General features: G+C 50.6%; 14 protein-coding genes. 4 read left to right on the forward strand and 10 right to left on the reverse strand.

Annotated elements, in window-relative coordinates; genetic code table 11:
* Window positions 1-57: 57 nt before the first annotated feature.
* The 4 genes from apaG to FUA23_RS05865 all read left to right on the forward strand — a co-directional run bounded on the left by apaG (window position 58) and on the right by FUA23_RS05865 (window position 3,000).
* Window positions 58-453, forward strand: a complete 396-nt coding sequence (gene apaG, locus FUA23_RS05855; protein WP_147929789.1) for a Co2+/Mg2+ efflux protein ApaG — start codon at window positions 58-60, stop codon at window positions 451-453.
* Window positions 454-596: 143 nt separating this feature from the next.
* Window positions 597-2,363 carry an ABC transporter ATP-binding protein gene (locus FUA23_RS05860; RefSeq protein WP_147929790.1) on the forward strand — a complete coding sequence of 589 codons (1,767 nt, stop codon included), beginning with the start codon at window positions 597-599 and terminating at the stop codon, window positions 2,361-2,363.
* Window positions 2,364-2,404: 41 nt separating this feature from the next.
* Complete coding sequence (locus FUA23_RS22235; RefSeq protein ID WP_187270906.1) at window positions 2,405-2,560, forward strand: hypothetical protein; 156 nt, start codon at window positions 2,405-2,407, stop codon at window positions 2,558-2,560.
* Window positions 2,557-3,000: a hypothetical protein gene (locus tag FUA23_RS05865; RefSeq protein ID WP_147929791.1), complete on the forward strand. Its 444-nt coding sequence runs from the start codon at window positions 2,557-2,559 to the stop codon at window positions 2,998-3,000. Before FUA23_RS22235 ends, FUA23_RS05865 begins: the two co-directional genes overlap by 4 nt.
* Before the next feature lie 69 nt (window positions 3,001-3,069).
* Here FUA23_RS05865 and FUA23_RS05870 read toward each other — a convergent pair whose 3' ends face one another.
* The 10 genes from FUA23_RS05870 to FUA23_RS05915 all read right to left on the reverse strand — a co-directional run bounded on the left by FUA23_RS05870 (window position 3,070) and on the right by FUA23_RS05915 (window position 19,729).
* Entirely contained in the window at window positions 3,070-4,170 is a 1,101-nt protein-coding gene (locus tag FUA23_RS05870; RefSeq protein ID WP_147929792.1) for a diphosphomevalonate/mevalonate 3,5-bisphosphate decarboxylase family protein, read from the reverse strand.
* A 132-nt stretch (window positions 4,171-4,302) separates the two neighbouring features.
* Window positions 4,303-6,636, reverse strand: a complete 2,334-nt coding sequence (locus FUA23_RS05875; protein WP_147929793.1) for a M1 family metallopeptidase — start codon at window positions 6,634-6,636, stop codon at window positions 4,303-4,305.
* Window positions 6,637-7,379: 743 nt separating this feature from the next.
* Window positions 7,380-8,714, reverse strand: coding sequence for a threonine synthase (gene thrC, locus FUA23_RS05880; protein WP_147929794.1), 1,335 nt, complete (start codon window positions 8,712-8,714; stop codon window positions 7,380-7,382).
* Window positions 8,715-8,789: 75 nt separating this feature from the next.
* Window positions 8,790-9,734, reverse strand: coding sequence for a homoserine kinase (locus FUA23_RS05885; protein WP_147929795.1), 945 nt, complete (start codon window positions 9,732-9,734; stop codon window positions 8,790-8,792).
* On the reverse strand, window positions 9,734-12,199 hold the full coding sequence (gene thrA, locus FUA23_RS05890) for a bifunctional aspartate kinase/homoserine dehydrogenase I (RefSeq protein ID WP_147929796.1): 2,466 nt from the start codon (window positions 12,197-12,199) through the stop codon (window positions 9,734-9,736). The genes FUA23_RS05885 and thrA overlap by 1 nt, the downstream gene beginning before the upstream one ends.
* Before the next feature lie 249 nt (window positions 12,200-12,448).
* Window positions 12,449-12,895: an rRNA maturation RNase YbeY gene (gene ybeY / locus FUA23_RS05895; protein ID WP_147929797.1), complete on the reverse strand. Its 447-nt coding sequence runs from the start codon at window positions 12,893-12,895 to the stop codon at window positions 12,449-12,451.
* A complete protein-coding gene (locus FUA23_RS05900) occupies window positions 12,895-13,284 on the reverse strand; it encodes an ATP-binding protein (protein WP_147929798.1) in 390 nt (129 codons plus the stop codon). The genes ybeY and FUA23_RS05900 overlap by 1 nt, the downstream gene beginning before the upstream one ends.
* Window positions 13,285-13,494: 210 nt before the next feature.
* Window positions 13,495-16,845 (reverse strand): DUF4175 family protein, encoded by a 3,351-nt coding sequence (locus FUA23_RS05905; RefSeq protein WP_147929799.1) that lies wholly within the window; start codon window positions 16,843-16,845, stop codon window positions 13,495-13,497.
* Between the two features lie 322 nt (window positions 16,846-17,167).
* Complete coding sequence (locus FUA23_RS05910) at window positions 17,168-18,403, reverse strand: NRAMP family divalent metal transporter (protein WP_147929800.1); 1,236 nt, start codon at window positions 18,401-18,403, stop codon at window positions 17,168-17,170.
* A 195-nt stretch (window positions 18,404-18,598) separates the two neighbouring features.
* Window positions 18,599-19,729: a COX15/CtaA family protein gene (locus tag FUA23_RS05915; RefSeq protein ID WP_147929801.1), complete on the reverse strand. Its 1,131-nt coding sequence runs from the start codon at window positions 19,727-19,729 to the stop codon at window positions 18,599-18,601.
* Window positions 19,730-19,977: the final 248 nt, after the last annotated feature.

The following is a 19,977-nucleotide window of genomic DNA, read 5'->3' on the forward strand; positions in this document are numbered from 1 at the left end:
CTGAACCATTATTCCCGGTTTCGCGTCTTAACTTACAGACCTTCAATTATCAATGTCATGGTTAGTCTTACCACCCAGGATATCCGCGTCAGCGCCGAGAGCATGTACCAACGACAGTACAGTGTGCCGGCCAAACGCCAATACGTTTACGCTTACCGCATTCGAATCGGTAACGAAGGCAATGTTCCCGTACAGTTACTCAGCCGTACCTGGGAAGTGATCGACGGCACGGGTGCCCGCCGCCTGGTAGAAGGAGAGGGCGTGGTTGGCCGGCAACCGGTCATTATGCCCGGGCAGTTTCATGAGTACACCAGCTGGGTACAGTTCGAGACACCGATTGGCGCCATGAAGGGTAACTACGTTATGCAGCGGACCGGCCAGTTCAAAGAAGGAGAGTTTTTTGAGGTGAAAGTTCCCAAGTTTGTGCACGTTGCTCCGGAGCTACTCAACTAAACCGAAAGCCAGCGAAAAAACCATTTCGTGACGTCGTGGAACAAGTTTGTTGCCAAACCGAGGAACCATCCCGGGTTTTCAACTTTCCCTGCATCCTGCGCGCGCGCCTTAATCTTTATTCCCTAAAGCGCGTTACTGAATAAATGGCTGAGAAACCAGAGCAAAAAAAATTCGACTTAGAAACCCTTCTGCGGGTGTTGAAGCTAGCGCTTCCCTACAAGAAAGTAGCAGCCCTGGCGCTGTTGCTGGCAGTGTTATTGGCGCCGCTCGCCATCGCACGGCCCCGGCTGATCCAGAAGATGATCGACGATTACGTTTTCGTGGGCGATGTAGAAGGGCTGACCTTCTGGGCCTTTGTTATTGCGGGCTTACTGATCGTCGAGGCTATTTGCCGCTATGCCTTCATTTACAGTTCAAACTGGCTGGGACAATCCATCATTCGCGACTTACGGGTTCGCGTGTTCAAACACATAAACAGCCTGAAGCTTAGTTATTTCGACAAAACGCCGATTGGGACCTCTACTACCCGGACCATCAGTGACATCCAGAGTATCAATTCTGTTTTTGCGGAAGGTATTATCACGATTCTGGCGGATTTGCTCTCAATTATTGCCGTTCTGGCCATAATGATCACGACCAGCTGGAAACTGACGCTGATTTGCCTGACCACGATGCCTTTCCTGATGCTGGCCAGCTATATCTTCAAAGAAGCCGTCAAGAAGTCTTACCAGCAGGTCCGGACCCAGATTCAAAAGATGAACGCGTTCCTGCAGGAACGCATAACGGGTATGCGGATTGTACAGTTTTTCAACGCTGAAAAACAGGAACGTGAATCTTTCGCCGAGATCAACGCCGGTTTACGCAAAGCCAACATCAACGCAATTCTCTACTACGCCATTTTCTTTCCTACCGTAGACCTGATTGCCGCAGCTTCTTTGGCGCTGATGGTTTGGTGGGGCGCACAGGACGTAGCCCGTGCCGGAGGCGTAACGCTCGGAGCACTCGTCGCTTTCCCGATCTATATAAATATGCTGTTCCGCCCGATTCGGGTGCTTGCAGACAAGTTCAATACCTTACAGATGGGTCTTGTGGCGGCAGAACGGGTGTTTGCTGTTATCGACCGTACCGATCAGATCGAGAATAATGGAACCATCGCTCCGAAACGTCTGAAAGGAGAGATAAACTTCAAGGATGTATGGTTTTCTTACGTCGGCAACGATTGGATTCTCAAAGACCTTAGTTTCGAGTTGAAAGAAAACGAAACCCTGGCCATCGTCGGAAGCACCGGCTCCGGGAAAACGACGATTACCAACATCATCAACCGCTTCTACGAATACCAGAAGGGGGATATCTCTATCGATGGGGTACCGTTGCGTGATTACGATATGTACGCCCTGCGTTCACGTATGGCTATGGTATTACAGGACGTTTTTCTGTTCACCGGCTCAGTATTCGATAACATCAGCCTGCGGGACCCTGAGATCACCCACGACCAGGTGATTTCTGCCGCCAAAATGATCGGAGCCCATGAGTTCATCGAAAAACTACCCGGTGGCTACGATTATGACGTACAGGAGCGTGGAGCAACGCTGAGTATGGGACAGCGCCAACTGATTTCCTTCGTTCGGGCGCTTGTCTTTGATCCCGACATCCTGATTCTCGATGAAGCCACCTCAAGCGTAGACCCCGAAACGGAAGGCGTGATTCAGCACGCCATCGAGAAACTGATGGATGCCCGCACCAGTATTGTGATCGCTCACCGTCTTAGTACCATCCGTAACGCCAACAACATTATGGTGCTGGAGAAAGGAGAGATCAAAGAATTTGGTCCACACGATGAACTCGTGGAACTCGATAACGGACGGTACCGCGAACTTTACGAGATGCAATTTCTCGAAATGTCGGAGTAAATGCTTTGGCTCAACCACAATAAGCACACAGACAACTAGTTATGCCGGATTCCCCGCTGTCCTCAGAACTTAAAGCACTGGTAAACTCCCTGAACCGGCGCGACGGTAACATCAAAGTCCGTCGGGCCCGCATCGATACCATCATCGATGATGATTTTGCCGTTCTCAGCCCCGTTTATCAACAACTTGCGAAATGACCGATCACCTGACCGCCAACGACATCGTTCATATGAATGAACGGTGCATACGGGCCTACGGCGGTACCTTCACTCCACCCGAAAACCTTTCTGACGAAGAAGTTCTCAACAAGGTAGTTGAGGAAGCAGCTGCGGAGCAGCTGCAAAAACCTGCCAGCAAAGCCGCTTTCTACTTTCACGCCATAATTACCCGGAAAGCTTTTCTGGACGCAAACGAAAGCACCGCACTTTTGGCCTCCCGCACCTTCATTTTGCTGAACGGTGGATCGTTCCATAAAAAGCTCAAGGTGGTTGCCCAAAACGAACAGCAAATTCCTGAAAATGCCGCCGGAAACCAGCAAATATGGCTGCGGCTGGTAGCTCAGACCTCGTCCGGCGCCCTCTCCCTGGAAAATCTGGAGGAATGGTTCAGCAGGAACACCACGGTCCCCAAAATATAGACAAACACAGCAACTGTATGTTTAAACAGGCTTTATTAGTTGATGCTATTTGTAAACAGGTGTTAAGACTTATTCACTGACTTCTAACCTTTCGGGGCCTTTTCCGACCCGGTCGGCCAGGTACATTTTGTCTTCGCAGAAATAAAGCAGTTGCTCCCGGATGAACTTCTTAACCTCCGCAGCGATGCTGTGGGGATAGAGGAGGTGCAAGTTGGGTCCTGCATCGAGGGTGAAGTACAGCGGTAATCCGGTATCCGCCCGGTACTGATGAATCTTCTCGATAACAGTTAGTGTATTAGGGCGAATGAGGATATAAGGTGGGTGGCTACTCATCATCAGCGCATGAAGCGTGAGCGCCTCAGACTCAAGAATCTCTCCGAAGCGTTCAACGTTACCCTGGCGGAGAACAGAGAGCATTTCATCCGTTCGTCTCGTAGCCTGGGCGTAACGGGCCGTTGCGTAAGGATTTCCTTCCATCAGGCCGTGCCCGGCACGGCTGCTCACCGATTTCTCCGACTTCGAAATCAGGAGGATGTCATCATGGTAGTCCTGAAAGACCGTATGGAGGCTTTCAGACACCGGCACGGCAAACTCGTCACTGCTTCCCTCTAAGGCCGTCAGAGCGCCCCAAACGGCCGCTCCGCCGTATACAGACCTGCACGCGCTTCCAGACCCAAGGCGGGCGAGGTAACTCGCCTTCTTATTGAATTCGGAGCGTTCCTTTAAGGGTTCGAACAGCTCCTCTTCCAGACTGACCAGACACAAGGCCAAAGCACTCATCCCCGAGGCCGAGCTCGCGATCCCCGCTGAATGCGGAAAACTGTTACTTGTCTTAATTTTTAAACTAAGCTGCTTAAGGAACGGGTAAACGGGCAGGAGTTTCTCGAGGAAAAGCTTCGTTCGTTCGGTAAATCCTTTATTCAATTCTCCGTCGAGGTATAACTCTACTTCGACACCTTCGCCCGCCAGCTCGCGTGCCTTATAGCTAAGGGTCGTATCTGTTGCTGCACCATCTAGAGTAAAACTAACCGAAGGGTTTCGGGGCAACTGAACACCATGCTTTCCCCAGTACTTAACTAGAGCGATATTGGAAGGGCTCCGCCAGCGGATAGCTCCCGGACTTACTTCGCTGCTGATGAGCGTCAGGCCCGGATTCTTGTAATCTGTCATTCTTATTTTTATTTGGCCACAAAGTACGAAGGGGCGGACTTGCGTCCGCCCCTAAGGGATTAAAAGTATAATTGAAGTAGGCTACATAATAATCCTTTTCCCGAGCCGGATGATTTTTCTCCGGCTCATCAATTAGTTTGAGCCAGCCCTTTCCTTAGCCCGGGCGTCGCGCTGCATCGGATTTTCGCTGCTGCGGCGACCGCGGCTTTGGAAAAGATCGAAGCGGTTCGTTTCGGACTTAGAAGGGTAGTAGTTGTTACTACGATCGGTGTCGGCAGTTTCCAGGAAAGGATCAAGGTTGATGCCAGTTACTTCCTTAGTGAAGGGGAAAACCTTGCTGACCTTCTTGTAGTCCATTTTCCAGATCTCTGCCGGAATTCTCTGAACTTCTTTAGTTCCGTCGGCAAAGGTGAACTCAAGAATGATCGGCATGATCAAACCACCTTTGTTTTCGAACGTGAGTTCGTAGTAATACTTGTCGGCATCGATGACTGCGCGTTCTTCTTCGCTCAGACCTTCGTAGTACTTCTTGTATTCCTCTTCGTCAAGGATCGTTGCTTTCAGCGGATCGTAATCAGTGTAGAAGTCACGAAGCGACGGATCGAGTTCGTCGTAGGTCTTTGCGATTTCTTCACGGTTGCGGATAGAACTGATGTTTTCGCCTTCTGCCTTTTGCATCTTGCGAGTGTTTTCATTCTCCACCATCGGGTTGCGGGTATTGACCCGGAATGGCTTAACGCTGGTCAGCGCAATGTCGGTATGGTCCGTAGTAAAGAACCAACCGCGCCAGAACCAATCGAGATCGATGGCCGATGCGTCTTCCATCGTACGGAACAGATCGGCAGGGGCGGGGTGCTTGAATTTCCAACGGTTAGCGTATTTCTTGAACGCATAGTCGAACTGCTCACGCCCCATGATGGTTTCGCGAAGAATGTTGAGTCCGGTTGCAGGTTTGCCGTATGCGTTGTTACCGAACTGCCAGATGGATTCGGAGTTGGTCATGATGGGAGAAATGAATTCTTTGTCACCCTTCATGTAGTCAACGATTTTGTTTGCTGGTCCGCGACGGCTAGGGTAGTCACGTTCCCACTGCTGCTCGGTGAGGTACTGCAAAAAAGTATTGAGGCCTTCGTCCATCCAGGTCCACTGACGCTCGTCGGAGTTGACGATCATCGGGAAGTAGTTGTGGCCAACTTCGTGGATGATTACGCCAATCATTCCGTACTTGGTGCGCTCGCTGTAAGTACCGTCCTTTTCGACCCGGCCGAAGTTGAAGCAAATCATAGGGTATTCCATTCCGATGCTGGCGGCGTTGATAGACCATGCGACGGGGTAGGGGTAATCGAAAGTGTAGTGGCTGTACCACTTCAGGGTATGAGCAACAGCTTTTGTGCTAAAGCGTTCCCACAGCGGGTTTCCTTCTTTAGGGTACATAGACATTGCCATCGTGGTACTGCCGTCAGATTGTTTAACGGCCATTGCATCCCAGATGAACTTCCGGCTAGAAGCAAAAGCGAAGTCACGAACGTTTTCCGCTTCGAAGTGCCAGGTCTTCTCCTTGGTTACTTTCGTCTTCTCCCGTTCGATTGCCTCTTCCTGGGTAGCGATGATTACTGGCTGTACGAATTCCTTCCGGGCTTCATCCATCCGGTTGCGTTGCTTACGCGTAAGCACGTCGTTAGGGTTTTGAAGCGTACCGGTTGCTGCCACCAGATGATCAGCAGGAACAGTGATCTTCACATCGTAGTCTCCGAAGGTAAGAGCAAACTCACCACGGCCAAGGAACTGTTTATTCTGCCATCCTTCGTTATCGGCGTAAACAGCCATACGGGGGAAGAACTGAGCAATGGTGTAGAGATAGTTATCGTCTTCTTCGAAGTACTCAGAGCCGGAACGTCCACCACCGTCTTTCATACGATCGTTTACGTTATACCACCATTTGATCATGACATCGGTTTCCTCGCCGGGCATCAGAACTTCTTTGAGGTCTACCCGCATCATGGTTTTCTCGATGGTGTAATCGGCAGCGGAACCGTCGCCGTTTTTCACGTAGTCGATCTTGAAGCCACCGTCGAAGGTAGGTTCGAGACCGGACAGTCCCCGAAGGGTCATTCGTTCGTTTACTTTGCTGGTGCCGATTTTGTAAGTGTCGCTATCGAGGGCGCGTACGTTTTGGTCCAGTTGAATCCACAAGTAATCGAGGGCGTCAGGAGAGTTGTTGTGGTAAGTAATTTTCGACGAACCGTAGATTCGTTGCTGCTCATCGTCGAGGCGAATCTCCATCTCGTAATCTGCCTGCTGCTGCCAGTACATGTGGCCGGGTGCGCCAGCAGCATTGCGGTAAACGTTCGGGGTAGGGAGTTCCTGACCAAGCTGGCGGAATGGGTTCTTGTTTATGTTTTCTGACTGAGCACTAAGGCTGACGACAGTCAACAAACAAAGAACCAGTAAAGCAAATTTATTCATATGGAGGTGATTTGGTTTCTAAAGGGGCTAAGATAACTATTGAGCACAACACGGATAATAGGAAGGTGTTTACAAGTCTTCAGGATTGCAATGTAGGCGCGGCCGCAGGTGCAGGGCGGGGTAGGGCATCGTTCCTTCCGCCTCTTTATCAGTGGACCAGTAAATTACTTATCAACCACCTTTATCCTAAAGGCATAGAAAAGCTACCTACGAAGCATTCCCCTCAATTGTCTTCAGCCCTGCGCTATGTGCCGCGTCTCATTGTTCCACGTGGAACAATGAGACGCGGCGCACATGAACACAAGGATTAAGCGCTGACGGCACACCTCTCGACATCCCGAGCAAGAAGACACCTTGAGCCTGGCAAGCTATCCTCCCTGACTACGAATCACAGACAGGTCCAAGAGCCCCTGCCTACCTACGGCTCATTGCACCTGCGCCCGCGCCCTCATGAATGTTCCACGTGGAACAACGAGACGTGGCACACGTGAACACTAGGATTAAGCGCTGACGGCACACGCCTCGATGTCCCGAGCAAGAAGACACCTTAAGCCTGGCAAGCTATCCTCCCTGACTACGAATCACAGACAGGTCCAAGAGACCCTGCCTACCTCCGGCTCATTGCACCTGCGCCCGCGCCCTCATGATTGTTCCACGTGGAACAATAGCGCCAAAGCTCAAAAGAAAAGGCCCGGATGTTCCACGTGGAACATCCGGGCCTGAACTATCAGCGATGATTGATGCTAGAGATACTTAGCCTTGAGCCATTCCTTTACTGGCTCATAGTCCGTGCCCACCTGAGTGGCAACTTTCTCCCTGTCTTCCATTTCTGCCAGACGCTGGGGCACTTCAATTTCGTGGCCAAGAATGCGCTCTACGTCGGGCTTAAACTTGCTCGGGTGAGCCGTTTCAAGAACAACACCTCTGGTGTTTGGATTAGCCTGTTGCCACTCAGTAAGCGCCAGGTAACCAACTGCTCCGTGCGGATCAATGACATACCCAAAACGCTCTTCAACCTCCTTAACGGCTTGCTCCGTAGCAGCGTCACCGTAAGCGTATCCGGTAATTAGTTCTTTCATTGCAGCGTGCGTCGAAGGAGACAATGGATCCAGTCCGTTGACATGGCCGTAAAGATTCAGCATCCGCGCGAAGTTACTGGGTGCCCCTACATCCATTGCATTAGAGATGGTAGCTACACTTGGCCGCGGTATATACTTGCCCGTAGCCAGGAATTCAGGAACAACGTCGTTGCGGTTAGTAGCAGCAATGAAGTGATGAACAGGAAGCCCCATCCGCTGGGCCAGAAGCCCCGCTGTAAGGTTGCCGAAGTTACCGCTAGGAATACAGAAAGCAACTGGATCACCGTCAGCGCCCAGTTGTTTGTACGCCTCGAAGTAGTAGAACGACTGCGGTATGAGGCGGGAGATATTGATACTGTTAGCAGAGCTGAGACGAAGCTCGCTGCGAAGCTCCTGATCGAGAAAGGCCTTCTTTACGATAGCCTGGCAGTCATCGAAAGTGCCATCTACTTCCAGTGCATGAATGTTATGCCCCAGGGTGGTAAGTTGTTTCTCCTGTAGTAAACTCACTTTACCCTTGGGGTAAAGAATCACCACCTCGATCCCCGGAGTCTTATAAAACCCAGCAGCAACGGCCCCTCCTGTATCGCCTGATGTAGCAACCAGAATTACGAGCTGCTTATCGTTTCCTTTATTGAAATGCCCCATAAGCCGGGACATGAAGCGAGCACCAAAATCTTTGAATGCAAGACTAGGACCGTGAAAGAGTTCCAGTACACTGCGCTTATCATCTAACTGAACTACCGGTGCGGGGAAGTTAATGGCGTCATACACCAACTCTTTCAGGTCTTCCTCCGGCACATCATCTCCCAGCAAATGCTTGCTGACCTGAAAGCCAATCTCAGCAAAAGACATGTCGGGTAAGTCCCTGAAGAAAGAATCGGGCAAGGGATCAAGCCGCTCGGGCATGTAGAGGCCATTATCAGCAGGCAGTCCCCGGAAGATGGCGGTAGCTAAATCAGCTGTATGGGTAGAATCGTTGGTACTGTAAAACTTCATAATTAGAGATTAGGAGTACGCGGAGTGGGGGAGATTACTTCTCCTGCGCTTACTTGAAAGAGGAAATACAAGAGGCTAGAGTACAACTACTCCTTCCTGATTGATAGGGGAAACGTAGAGCTGGCTATTGATGCCATGCGCTGCAAACGCTTCGATCATACCTTGGCCGACAGCCTGAGCCAGATAACCGGAATCGCAAATGGCGAACATACTTGGTCCGGCACCACTGATGCTACAGCCTAAGGCTCCCCGGCTCATTGCCGCAGCTTTCACGTCATCGAAGCCTTTGATGAGTTGCTTGCGCTGGGGCTCGATGATGTGATCGTGCAATGAACGTCCCAGCAGAGGCAGGTCATTGGTATAGAGCGCAACGATGAAACTGGCCAGACTCCCCATTTGATGTACGGCTGTACCCAGCGGAACGGTATCGGAAAGAACTGCTCGTGCGTCCTTCGTCAATATTTCCAGGTCAGGGTGTATAACCGCTACGTGGAGGTTTTCAGGAACGGGCAGGTGGTGAATATCCAGAGATTCATTAGAACGAATCAGGGTTATACCACCAACCAATGAAGGCGCAACGTTGTCGGCGTGGAAGCTGCCATCAGCAACTACCTCTCCCAGAACGGTGAAATACAACAGTGACTCCCGCGAGAGGGGAGCACCGAGTAATTCGTTGACCGCAACCACTGCTCCTGCGGAGCTAGCGGCACTTGACCCCAAACCAGATCCGAAGGGCATTCGCTTGTGTACTTCCAGTTCGATTCCAACGTCTGCTTTACCAAGGTGCTCAAGCAGACGCTGAGCCGAAACTCCTGCGGTGTTCTTCTCTACATCGAAGGGTAAAACTTTATTACCCGTACCTGTAATTGCGGTAATCTTCAGTCCGTCGAGTTCAGGATTAAACCGGGCGACAATCTCATCTCCGGGCCGGTTGATCGCGAACCCCAGGATGTCGTATCCGACCGCGACGTTTGCTACCGTAGCGGGAGCAAATACACGTACTTCTTTGTGGTTACTCATTAGCTTAAGAATTTACCGATCTTGATAATTTCAGCGAAGACGCCCGCTGCAGTCACTTCTGCTCCCGCGCCCGGACCACGAACGACCAAGGGGCGTTCGTTGTAGCGGTCAGTAGTGAACACCACCATATTATCGCTGCCACTTAAACCATGGAAAGGATTGTCGGGGCCAACCGCCTGAACACCTACACTGGCCTGCTCGCCTTCGAGGGTAGCAATCATCCGTAGAACTTTACCTTCTTCGGCAGCACTTGCGTAGAGCTTCGTGAAGTAGTCCGTATTCTCTTCGAGTACCGAGAAGAAGTCATCCACCGAAGGAGCATCCATGGCTCCTTCGGGGAGGAAGCCTTTAAGTTCGATATGTTCTGTCTCCATCGAAATTCCGGTTTCACGGGCAAGGATGAGAATTTTACGGCCGACATCTTTACCGGACAGATCAATACGGGGGTCCGGCTCGGTGAAGCCTTTCTCTTTTGCTTCGCGTACTATTTCGTGGAATGGTCGTGTGCCATCGAAGTTATTGAAGATGAAACTGAGCGATCCGCTCAGTACTCCTTCTATTTTCCGGATCTGATCTCCGCTGTCCAGAAGATCCTGCAGCGTAGAGATGATTGGAAGTCCTGCCCCGACGTTGGTTTCGTAATGGAACTGAACACCACGTTTAGCTGCGATGGATTTCAGACGCTGGTACTGAAGGTAGCTGCTGGAATTTGCGACTTTATTCGGGGTAGAGATGCTGATGCTCTCATCGAGAATACCTGCGTAGTACCCGGCTATTTTATCGTTGGCGGTATTGTCCACAAAGATGCTGTTACTCAGGTTGAGGTCCCGCATCCGGCCGATGAAGACAGCGAGGTCGGCATCGTCTCCTTTGGTCATCAGTTGATCTTTCCAGTTTGTATCCAGTTCCAGACCTTCTTCATCGAAGATCATCTTACGGGAATTCGCCATACCGACTACCTTAACTTCCATGCCCAGCTTGGACCGGAGGTAATCATTTTGGTTTCGGATTTGTTCGAGCAGCGTACTACCGATCAGGCCAACACCAACGATAAAGAGGTGCAGGGTTTTGTAATCGGACAAAAAGAATGCTTCGTGCAGCGCGTTGAGCGCTTTGTTTTCGTCTTCCTTAGGAATAACGACAGATACGTTCAGTTCGCTCGATCCCTGAGCGATGGCCACAGCATTGATGCCGTTCTTGCCCAGCGCCTGGAACAGGCGCCCGGAGACTCCCGGCTGATAACGCATGTTTTCTCCGATGATGGCCACGACGCTCAGGTCGCGTTCCATCTTGACGGCGTTCACCACACCACGATCTATTTCATAGGCAAATGCTTCTTCGACAGCTTTCTTTGCCAGATCGGAATCTGAAGGCTGAACAGCAAAACTGATGGCGTGCTCGCTGGAGCCCTGGGTGATGAGGATAATGTTGACACTCTTTTGAGCCAAGGCTCCGAAAAGGCGTGCACTGATACCCGGAACCCCGAACAAGCCAGAACCGGAGAGCGTAAGTAATGCTACATTGTTAATGGAACTGATACCGCGTACAGCAGCTTCATCTTCAGAGGAGCTTTCTTCGCTCACCTTCGTTCCCGGGAAAGACGGATCGAAAGTGTTCTTGATGTAGAGCGGAATCCGGCTATGGAGCGCGGGCATCAGGGTAGGGGGGTAAATCACTTTCGCTCCGAAGTGGGACATCTCCATCGCCTCGGCGTAAGTGAGCCGGGGAATCGTGAATGCCTTTTTCACCCGGCGTGGATCGGCGGTGAGAACTCCGCTCACATCGGTCCATATTTCAATGGCGTCGGCCTTCAGACCGGCTGCGATGAGCGAAGCTGTATAATCTGATCCTCCGCGGCCGAGCGTTGTGGTCAGGCCACCTTTCGCCGAAGCCACAAAACCCGTAACTACCTGAACCTTAGAATGTTCTGCGTAGTAATCTCTGATTTGTTCGTAAGATTTATCGAAGTTTACTTTGGCGGAGCCAAAGGTTTTATCCGTCCGTATAATTTTCCGCGCGTCGAGGTATTCTGCGGGGATTCCGGCCTGTTGCAGCACCTGTGATATGATATAGGAAGAAGAACGCTCGCCGAAGCTGAGCACATAGTCCATCGTTCGGGGGCTTGCTTCCCGGACCAGAAAGATTCCGTAGAGCAGGTTCTTGAGAACGTCGTGAGACTTTCTCATTTTCGTTGATGTTTCTTTGCGGAGAGCTCCTTCGGGCAACAACGCTGTGATAGCTTCCTGATGCCGATCGGCAAAAGCCTGGAAGGCTTCTCCATAGCGGTCGTCTCCTGCTGCGGCCAGTCGGCTCATTTCGATAAGGCTATCCGTCACTCCTCCGAAAGCGGAAAACACAACGGTAAAATGGTCCCCGGAGGCGTAGTAATCTTTGAGGATATCAACAATGCCGAGGATACGCTCCGGGCGGGCGACGGACGAGCCGCCGAATTTTAGAACTTTCATGTGGGGATTTTCACTGCCCGGTTACGATCGGGATACAACTTAGAAATTACACAAAGATGTAGAAAATCAGTCGGTATTAGGTGACAACGGTTTTGGGATTTACGACGCCGACCGAGGACACTATTATCCTGGGGCTGGCGCCCACAGGGTTTTCCTGAAGCAATGAATACAGCGTGGAACGGACTTAGAAAGCCTTCATTGCATCCTGCGTGCGCGCCATCTATTTAATGAGAAAGCAGGTTCTTTAAATTACCCGATTAAAAGAGAAGCCGGACGTAAGCTGAGAGCTCGGTCTTCGAGTTCCCGCATCTCTTTTGCTTCCTCGTCGGTCTTGTCTCCCTGCCCGCACAGGTGCAGGATACCGTGGATGATTACCCGGTGCAACTCGTCTGTGTAAGATGAGCCTAGATCGGAAGCATTATCGGCTACTCTTTCGGTAGAAATGAAGAGGTCTCCGGAGACCAAAGGAAAGGCTTCGTAGGGGAAAGTGATGATGTCCGTGAGAGTATCGTGATCGAGATACTCGACGTTCATTTGGTGGAGATAATTGTCTCCGCAGAAGATATAATTGATTGCGCTGGCTTTGCCACCGCGCTGTGTAATTACAGCCACTATCCAGGTACGAAGTTCTTGCCACGAGCCTTCTGCCGGTGGGTTTCCACCTTCTTCGGTGTGGAACAAAATTTCTGAGGCCATTACTTAAGGCGAAATTGCATTTCTACCGTAGTGCCTCCGTTGATGTAACGAAGCTTGTCGCACAATTGATTCATCAGGAATACGCCGCGGCCACCACATTCACAAAGACGTTCGGGAGAAGTTGGATCAGGCAGGTCTTCGTAACAGAAGCCACGGCCCTGGTCAGAAACACGAACAGCCAGGCCCGTGCGGGTTTGAGCAAGTTTGATGCTTACCATTTTCGTCCGATCCTGCTTGTTACCGTGGATAATGGCATTGTTAACAGCTTCGGTTAAACTGATCAGCAAGTTGGCGTGCTTTTCGCTGTCAAGTTTGTAGCGGTCTGCGATTTGGCTGACGTAACCTTCCACCTTAGTGATATTGCTGGGATCGGAAGCGAGCTTAAGCATAAATGTATGAGCTGTTTGAGTTCTGACGATAGACAAGGGGAAAGACTTTTAACCAGAAAACACCATAACCCTGTAAAAAGGTTGTAATTGTCTGGTTTACATTACGATAGACGCTAAGATCAGGAAGCGTCACTGTACCTGTTTCCTAATATACGTTGAAAGAATAATAAGGTTCGTTATCCGTATAAAAAAATTAAATGTCCGTTCGGGTTAATTTTCCCGGAGAGAGCGGAAATATTCGTCGACCAGCCCTTGGAAATAAGGGTTGAGTTCGGGAGTAACGCGCTTGAACATTTCAATTTCGGATTTGCGTTTCTTGATGTATTCTTCGATGCTGGGTGGCAGTTCTTTGCGGCGCTGCTTGGCGACTTCAGATTTGCGCTGCTCGTCCATTTCCTGCTGACGCTCTGCTTTCTCGTGATCAAGCATCTTGCTGAGAATTTCCTGTTGCCGTTGGATCAGTTCATTGGTCAGGCGCTTATTCACCATATCTTCTTCAGCCTTGTTCATCTCCTCGATCAACTCCTGGAGTTCCGGATCGGTTCCTTCGCCTCCCTGCTGCTTTGCTTTTTGCTTAGCTTCCAGGGCGCGACGCAGAGCTGCTTGTTTCTGGGCCATCTTGGCAAATTCCTCGGCAGATCCGCCTTCACCTTTGCCTCCTTTTTCAAGTCCTTTTTTCATCCCTTCCACGGCATCGTTGAGGCTGCGTTGTCCGTCGGAACCATCTCCGGGGTTAGAACTTGGTTTTCCGGGTTTATTACCTTTTCCTTCTCCCGGGCTTTCACACTGTTGGTCTCCGGCCATCGAGCCAGCCATTTGCTGTTGCATGTTTTCCATGCTTTCGCTGAGCATCAGGGCGAGATCATTCAGCCCGGTCATCGCAAGCTGCTGTACGTTTGCCGCCTGAGGAGTACGACGTTCTTCAAGCTGAGCGATGGTTTCCTTCATGTTCCCCTTGATCTCAGTCACCTTTTCGGTGATGAAAGTTTCGATCTGGAAGTTCCGCTTAGCGAGTGCATTTAACGAATCACGTACAAGTTCGAAATCGTTATTGATCTGAAACTGATTCTGTACGAGCTCTACATAACGAGGAGTATTAACGGTGGTTACGTTGAGTTGATCCATAACATCTTCCTGATCGAAGCTGAGATCAACGATGTTTTCCAGCAACTGGCGGATGGCTTTCATGTCTTCTTCCATGCCCTCCTGCTGCATACTCTGCATCGCAGCTCCCATAGAATCTGCCATTTCCTGCATTTTCTGAGCGGCGTCTTTCTGCTTCTGAGAGGCGTCGGAGTTTTCCTGTTTTTCCATTTTCTCCTGCGCCTCTTTCATGTCTTCCTTAACGGCTTCCTTCTGCTCGTCGTCCTCGGGCATATCCATGGGCTTCTCGAGTTCCTCATTCTTTTCCTCGGTTTCCTCCATTTCCTTTTCGAGCTCTTCGAATTCCTTCTGAATCTCTTCCTGTTTTTTCTGAAGTTCTTCCTGAGGTTTTTCTCCTTTTTCGGTTTCTTCGGCCAGTTCTTCCTGCTCTTTAGCCAGTTCTTCCAGCTTTTCGAGTTGTTCCTGCATTTCCTTCTCTACTTCAAGCTGCTTGAAGAGTTCGAGCATACGATCGAGTTCTGCCTCGGTTTCCTCGTCGTTAAGCTCCATTTCCTCCATCTTCTCAAGGGCTTCCTCCTTATTGAGTTCTTCCATGAGTTCCTGGATTTGCTCCATCAACTGTTGCATCTCCTCGTTCAGAGACTCTTGGAACATCTCCTGAAGTTTTTCCTGCTTTTCGAGAATCTGCTCGTCCTGGCTTTTCTCTTGTTCCATGTTTTCTTCGAAAGCTTTCTGAGCCTCGTTGATTTGCTTCTGGACATCTTGCTGGCGTTCCTGGAGTTTCTCCAGTTCTTTTTTCATCTTCCAGTCCAACTCTTTTTCCTGCAGCATTTTTTCACGCAGCTCTTTGGTATCTTCCTGGAGTTTCTTGGTGGCATCGAGGGCTTTCTTGAGTTCCTCCTTCACCTTGCTGTCGTTCTTATTTGCCTGTTCCTTCAGCTCTTCTTCACTCGGGTTCCGGAATGCCATTACTCCGGTACGTGCAGATTTTGCGCCGTTGACTCCGTCGTTATCGTAGACTTCGAAGAAGTAGGTGAGTTCGTCTCCCGGCTTCATATCGATGTCGGTCGTCAGGTCCCAAACGTGGTCGTAGCGGGTTTGCTTACCGGCAGGACCACTGATGCCTACCCGTTTTGGGTCTGCTTCGCGTCCGGTTTCCCCGTCTTTGAGGATGTAGACGAAGTCGATTTTGTTGACGCCGTGGTCATCGGATGCTTCGCCGACGAAGAAGAGCAGTTTTTCGTCGGTACTGTCGCGGAAGCTCTCTACCGAAATTTGCGGGTACAGATCGGGGATGACGGAGAGGCTGTAGCTCACCGAATCGGCCAATGGCAGGCGTTCGTTGCCGATAAACAGGGTGTAACGATCGTTTTTCAGTGCTTGCTTCTCGAAGCTGTAAAGGTCTGAACCATCTCTGCGCAGTTCACTCACTTCATCGGAAGAGTTGAAACGCAGGCCGATATTGTCGGTATTTTCAGTGTCAAAAGACCATTTCATACGGGTTCCCGCCGGAACGGTGAGGTCACCGATATTGGCGAGTTGCTCATCACGGCGGCCGAGGTAACCGGGGTAATCGAGTTCCACGGTAAACGCTGCGATATTCGGTTTAGGCAGTACAGCCAGGGTAAAATCTTTGCTTTCTACCTCGGCGGTCGAAAGTTTGAATTTGGTGTCTTCCTGAACATTGCTGAACTGGTAGCTGAACGTATTGGCGTTGTCTTTTTGCAGCCGGTAGCGGTAACCATCCACTTCGATGTACGCTTCGGCGGGTAGTACGTCGCCTTCAACCTTTACCGTGAGTGGAAAATCGCCGTACTGAATCACCTCCAGTTCGTCGGGCTTGTCGACCACAAAAGAGAACGGCGCCGGTGGCACGAATTCATCGTTGTTACGGATCAGCCGGTTCGTACCATCGGTGATCAGGCTGGGAGCCGCAAAAAGAATTATGATCAGCAACAACAGGGGAGGAAGAGCATATTTCAGGTATTTGCGGTTGTTCCGCAGGTCAATTGCTGCCGGGAAAGGTACCGGGCTGATTTCCGAAGCTTTCTGATCGATAGATGCCAGCACCAGACTTGTGTCTCCACCCGCACTTGCCTGACGGCGCAGCTGAAGAACATTGAGCAGTTTATCTTTCACGTTAGTGAAGTGGGAACCGATCATTTCGGCCGCTTTGTCGTGACTGATCACATCGCCCAGCCGGAAGTAACGGCTCAGCGGTAAAAGCACCCAACCGGCGAATGCGACAATACTCAGACCGAGGAAGCCATAAAACATCATTTTACGCGTCCCGGTATTGAAATAGAACTGTGATTCGAGCAAGCTTACTGCCAGAAACAAAGCAAGTACCAAGCCGGTGGTGTACAGTAAACCACGGATTACCTGGTTGATGTAGTATTTCCGCGTGAAGCGGTCGAGCTTGGCGATCAGCTGATCGTAGTGATTAGTTTGGGGCATAACAAAGAAAGCTTACTGAAACACAAAATGGAAACACGTAGTAAATAGGTCTCCAAAATACGTAAAAGATTACAAGTGTAGTTTGGTTGTGTCTTAACGTCGGAGCAGATGTTAAAATTACAGCGCTTTTTCGTTGGCCCTTAGTCAGTTTGGGGCGAGGTCGCAGGTGCAAAGCAAGTTTTGGCAATGGCCCCATATGCATCTATCGCTCCCGAGCTATTTGGGCGCAAACCAGATTATCGCGATTGCTCCTCCCCAGCGCAGCGGTGTGGGGAGGCTGGGAGGGGGGGGGGCTGAGCGACAATCTGGTTTACTCCCCGAGTTACCTGGGCCGCCGCACCATCAGCCAAAGAGAAATCAGGAGCACAATGCCATAAGTCCCCGTCAGTACATCAGCCCATAAGCCGTCGTGACTGGGTGAAATTTTCCCGATTAGCAAATCAAAGTTCTTATAGGCCAAAAAGCCGGCCACCAGCACTCCTGCAATATTTTGCCACCAGGTATTTACCTGCTCACCAAGCAGGGAGCGGTCGTTGGCCATCACCAGAACAATTGCGGCGATGAAGGGAAGCAGGAGTCCGTTTGCCACCTGCGCGGCCAGTATTACCGAAATGATGTTCAGTTCGAGGCAGGCAACCAGGAGACCAACCAGAAGCACGCCGCCCCAAATGCCCCGGAACCAAAGCGAAGTATTGGCAAAATCCGTTTCCTTGCGCCCGAGCAGTTCCCGGCCAGCCAGTGCGGCAGCCAGAGGAGCCGTTACCGCAGAGCTGAACCCAGCGGCAAAAAGACCGAAGCCAAGGACAACTTTGCTCAGTCCGCCCAGGCTTGCATCCAGCGTGCGCGCCAAATCGGCAAAACTGCTGAACGAAACTGCTACGCTCCCCACCAGAATAATACTGATTGTGATGATGCCTCCCACCAAAAAAGATCCCGCAAGCCCCATCCGCATTTCGCCCAAAGTCTGTCCTTTACTGAGCCCTGCCGCCAGAAAAAAATTATACGGCACAATGGTAGTGCCCACCAACCCGATGATGGTAGCCGAAGTTACCGTTTCGCTGCCCGTAAGGGGCCCATCTCCAACGAGGAGTAACGAGGCCGAAACCACAAACACGACTCCCATCAGCACCACAATAGCAGAAAGCGCCCGCGCAATAATCTTCGTGTCCCCTTTCCACAAAACCGCAAAAGCCGCCGCCCCCAGCAGTAACACCCACAAACGGTGAACCGGTACCAATAACTGAGCTCCACTCAGGGCCCCGAGTAAGTTCCCCGCCTGATAAGCCATACACCCCAGGAGTACCGCCCCGAAACAAATAATGGCCAACCATCTCCCCCGGTGGCCAAGTACCTGACCCAAGGATTGGCCGCTTACCAGCGTAATCCGGGCCACCATTTCCATGAGTAACAGTCCCGCTACCGCAGCGAGTAGTAAGTAAGGTGTGTAATACCAGCCCCCCTGACTCCCAGCCTTTGCCGCAGTTGTAACCGTGCCCGGTCCAATAAAGGCGGCAGCAATGAGGGACCAAACAAGTGCGCGGGAGTAAGAAGCTTTCATAAATGAAGGTTATGAGCACAAGTTACACGATGGGCTCTGAAAACTTCGCGCCCCCAAACCATAGGTAAGCATAAACGTGTTACTACCAAGCAAATCTTGGCTTAACACAGAATTTGCGTGCAGATAATTTTGCAGACCTTATTTCAGCGAAAATTCACACCATACGACCCCGTCTTAACAGTTGCAACTATTTTATTAGGGTTTTTCCACCGATTTATCCACAGTTACTAACAGCTCTCCCGGATGGAACAGATAATTGAGGAAAACAAGCACTCCAACCAGTACAATTGCACCGAATTGATGGGCTACTCCGAGGCCTACAGGAACCTGTCCTATACTAGCCATTACGGTAGCCACTCCAATAGAAGCTTGTGTTATCAACAAAGTTACCAACAGGGCATTGGTTTTTACTAACATAGCGCTTTTCAGCCTGCTAAAAGCCTTGAAAAAGTAAACTAACACAATGATTATCAGTATATAAGCAGTAGTTCGGTGCAAGAACTGAATTAAGGCCGGAAGGAAGCGGCTACCTTCGTAATCAACGAAGTTATCCACATTCCACATGCTTGAGTCCGTTATTACGGACGGCAAAAACTCGCCGGCCATTAGTGGCCACTCGGGATAGACGATTGCGGTGCGTGCTCCACTCATGATTCCTCCCAGGATAAGCTGCAGGATTACGACGACATTCAGGGCTTTCAACCACTTCTCCACACCATTTTGTGGATAACCTTGCCTAATTGGATACAAAACCTTTAGGGTTGTCCACAATAGGTAAGAAAACAGAACAATTCCTAAACTAAGGTGGATTGTTAACTTATATGCATTCACCCACGGGCGGTCATGAAGACCGCTGGCGACCATTATCCAGCCAAAACTAGCAGCCAGAGCTGCCAGTAGGACCGTAATGCCCAAACGACGCATCAGACGGCCTCTCAGCCATCCCTTGCGCCAGAAGACGAGAAAGCCAACGATGAACACAAGCCCCATGATGCGGGCCCACTGCCGGTGAAACCACTCCCAGAAGTAGATGAACTTGAAATCCTCCATGGAAATATCGGCAAACACCTTCTCGAACTGCGGGCTGGCGGCGTATTTCTCGTATTCCGTTTGCCAGTCGGCAGCATTAAGCGGTGGCATAGCGCCGCTGAGCGGCTTCCACTCGGTAATCGACAGCCCCGATTCGGTCAGGCGCGTTATGCCGCCAATCACAATCTGACCAACAACCATCACGAGCCCAACGATCAGCCAGATCTTCACGGCACGGTGGTAGCTGCTTCGCTCTGTGCTCAAATTCGTATCCGTTTTTTTCTCGATCACCTCCATCTCTTAATAGTTATTAACTTCTTTTTAAAATTTAAATCTATTATCGTTATTAAGGCTGTGGAAACGGGGAGAAAAGAGCTCCGATAAATTCTTCTTTCTCGTTCTTACCATTTACAAGCCCGTTATCCACGTCTGGCTAACAGCAAAAACCCTTTATTGATGCGGGTTTCGCAAAATTATCCACAGGGAGCTCCTCCTTTGTCAACAGAAAAACTTTTTTGCTCAACGCTGGGGATTTATGACCCCAC

The sequence above is a fragment of the Neolewinella aurantiaca genome (assembly GCF_008014675.1).
In the GTDB taxonomy this organism is placed as follows: domain Bacteria; phylum Bacteroidota; class Bacteroidia; order Chitinophagales; family Saprospiraceae; genus Neolewinella; species Neolewinella aurantiaca.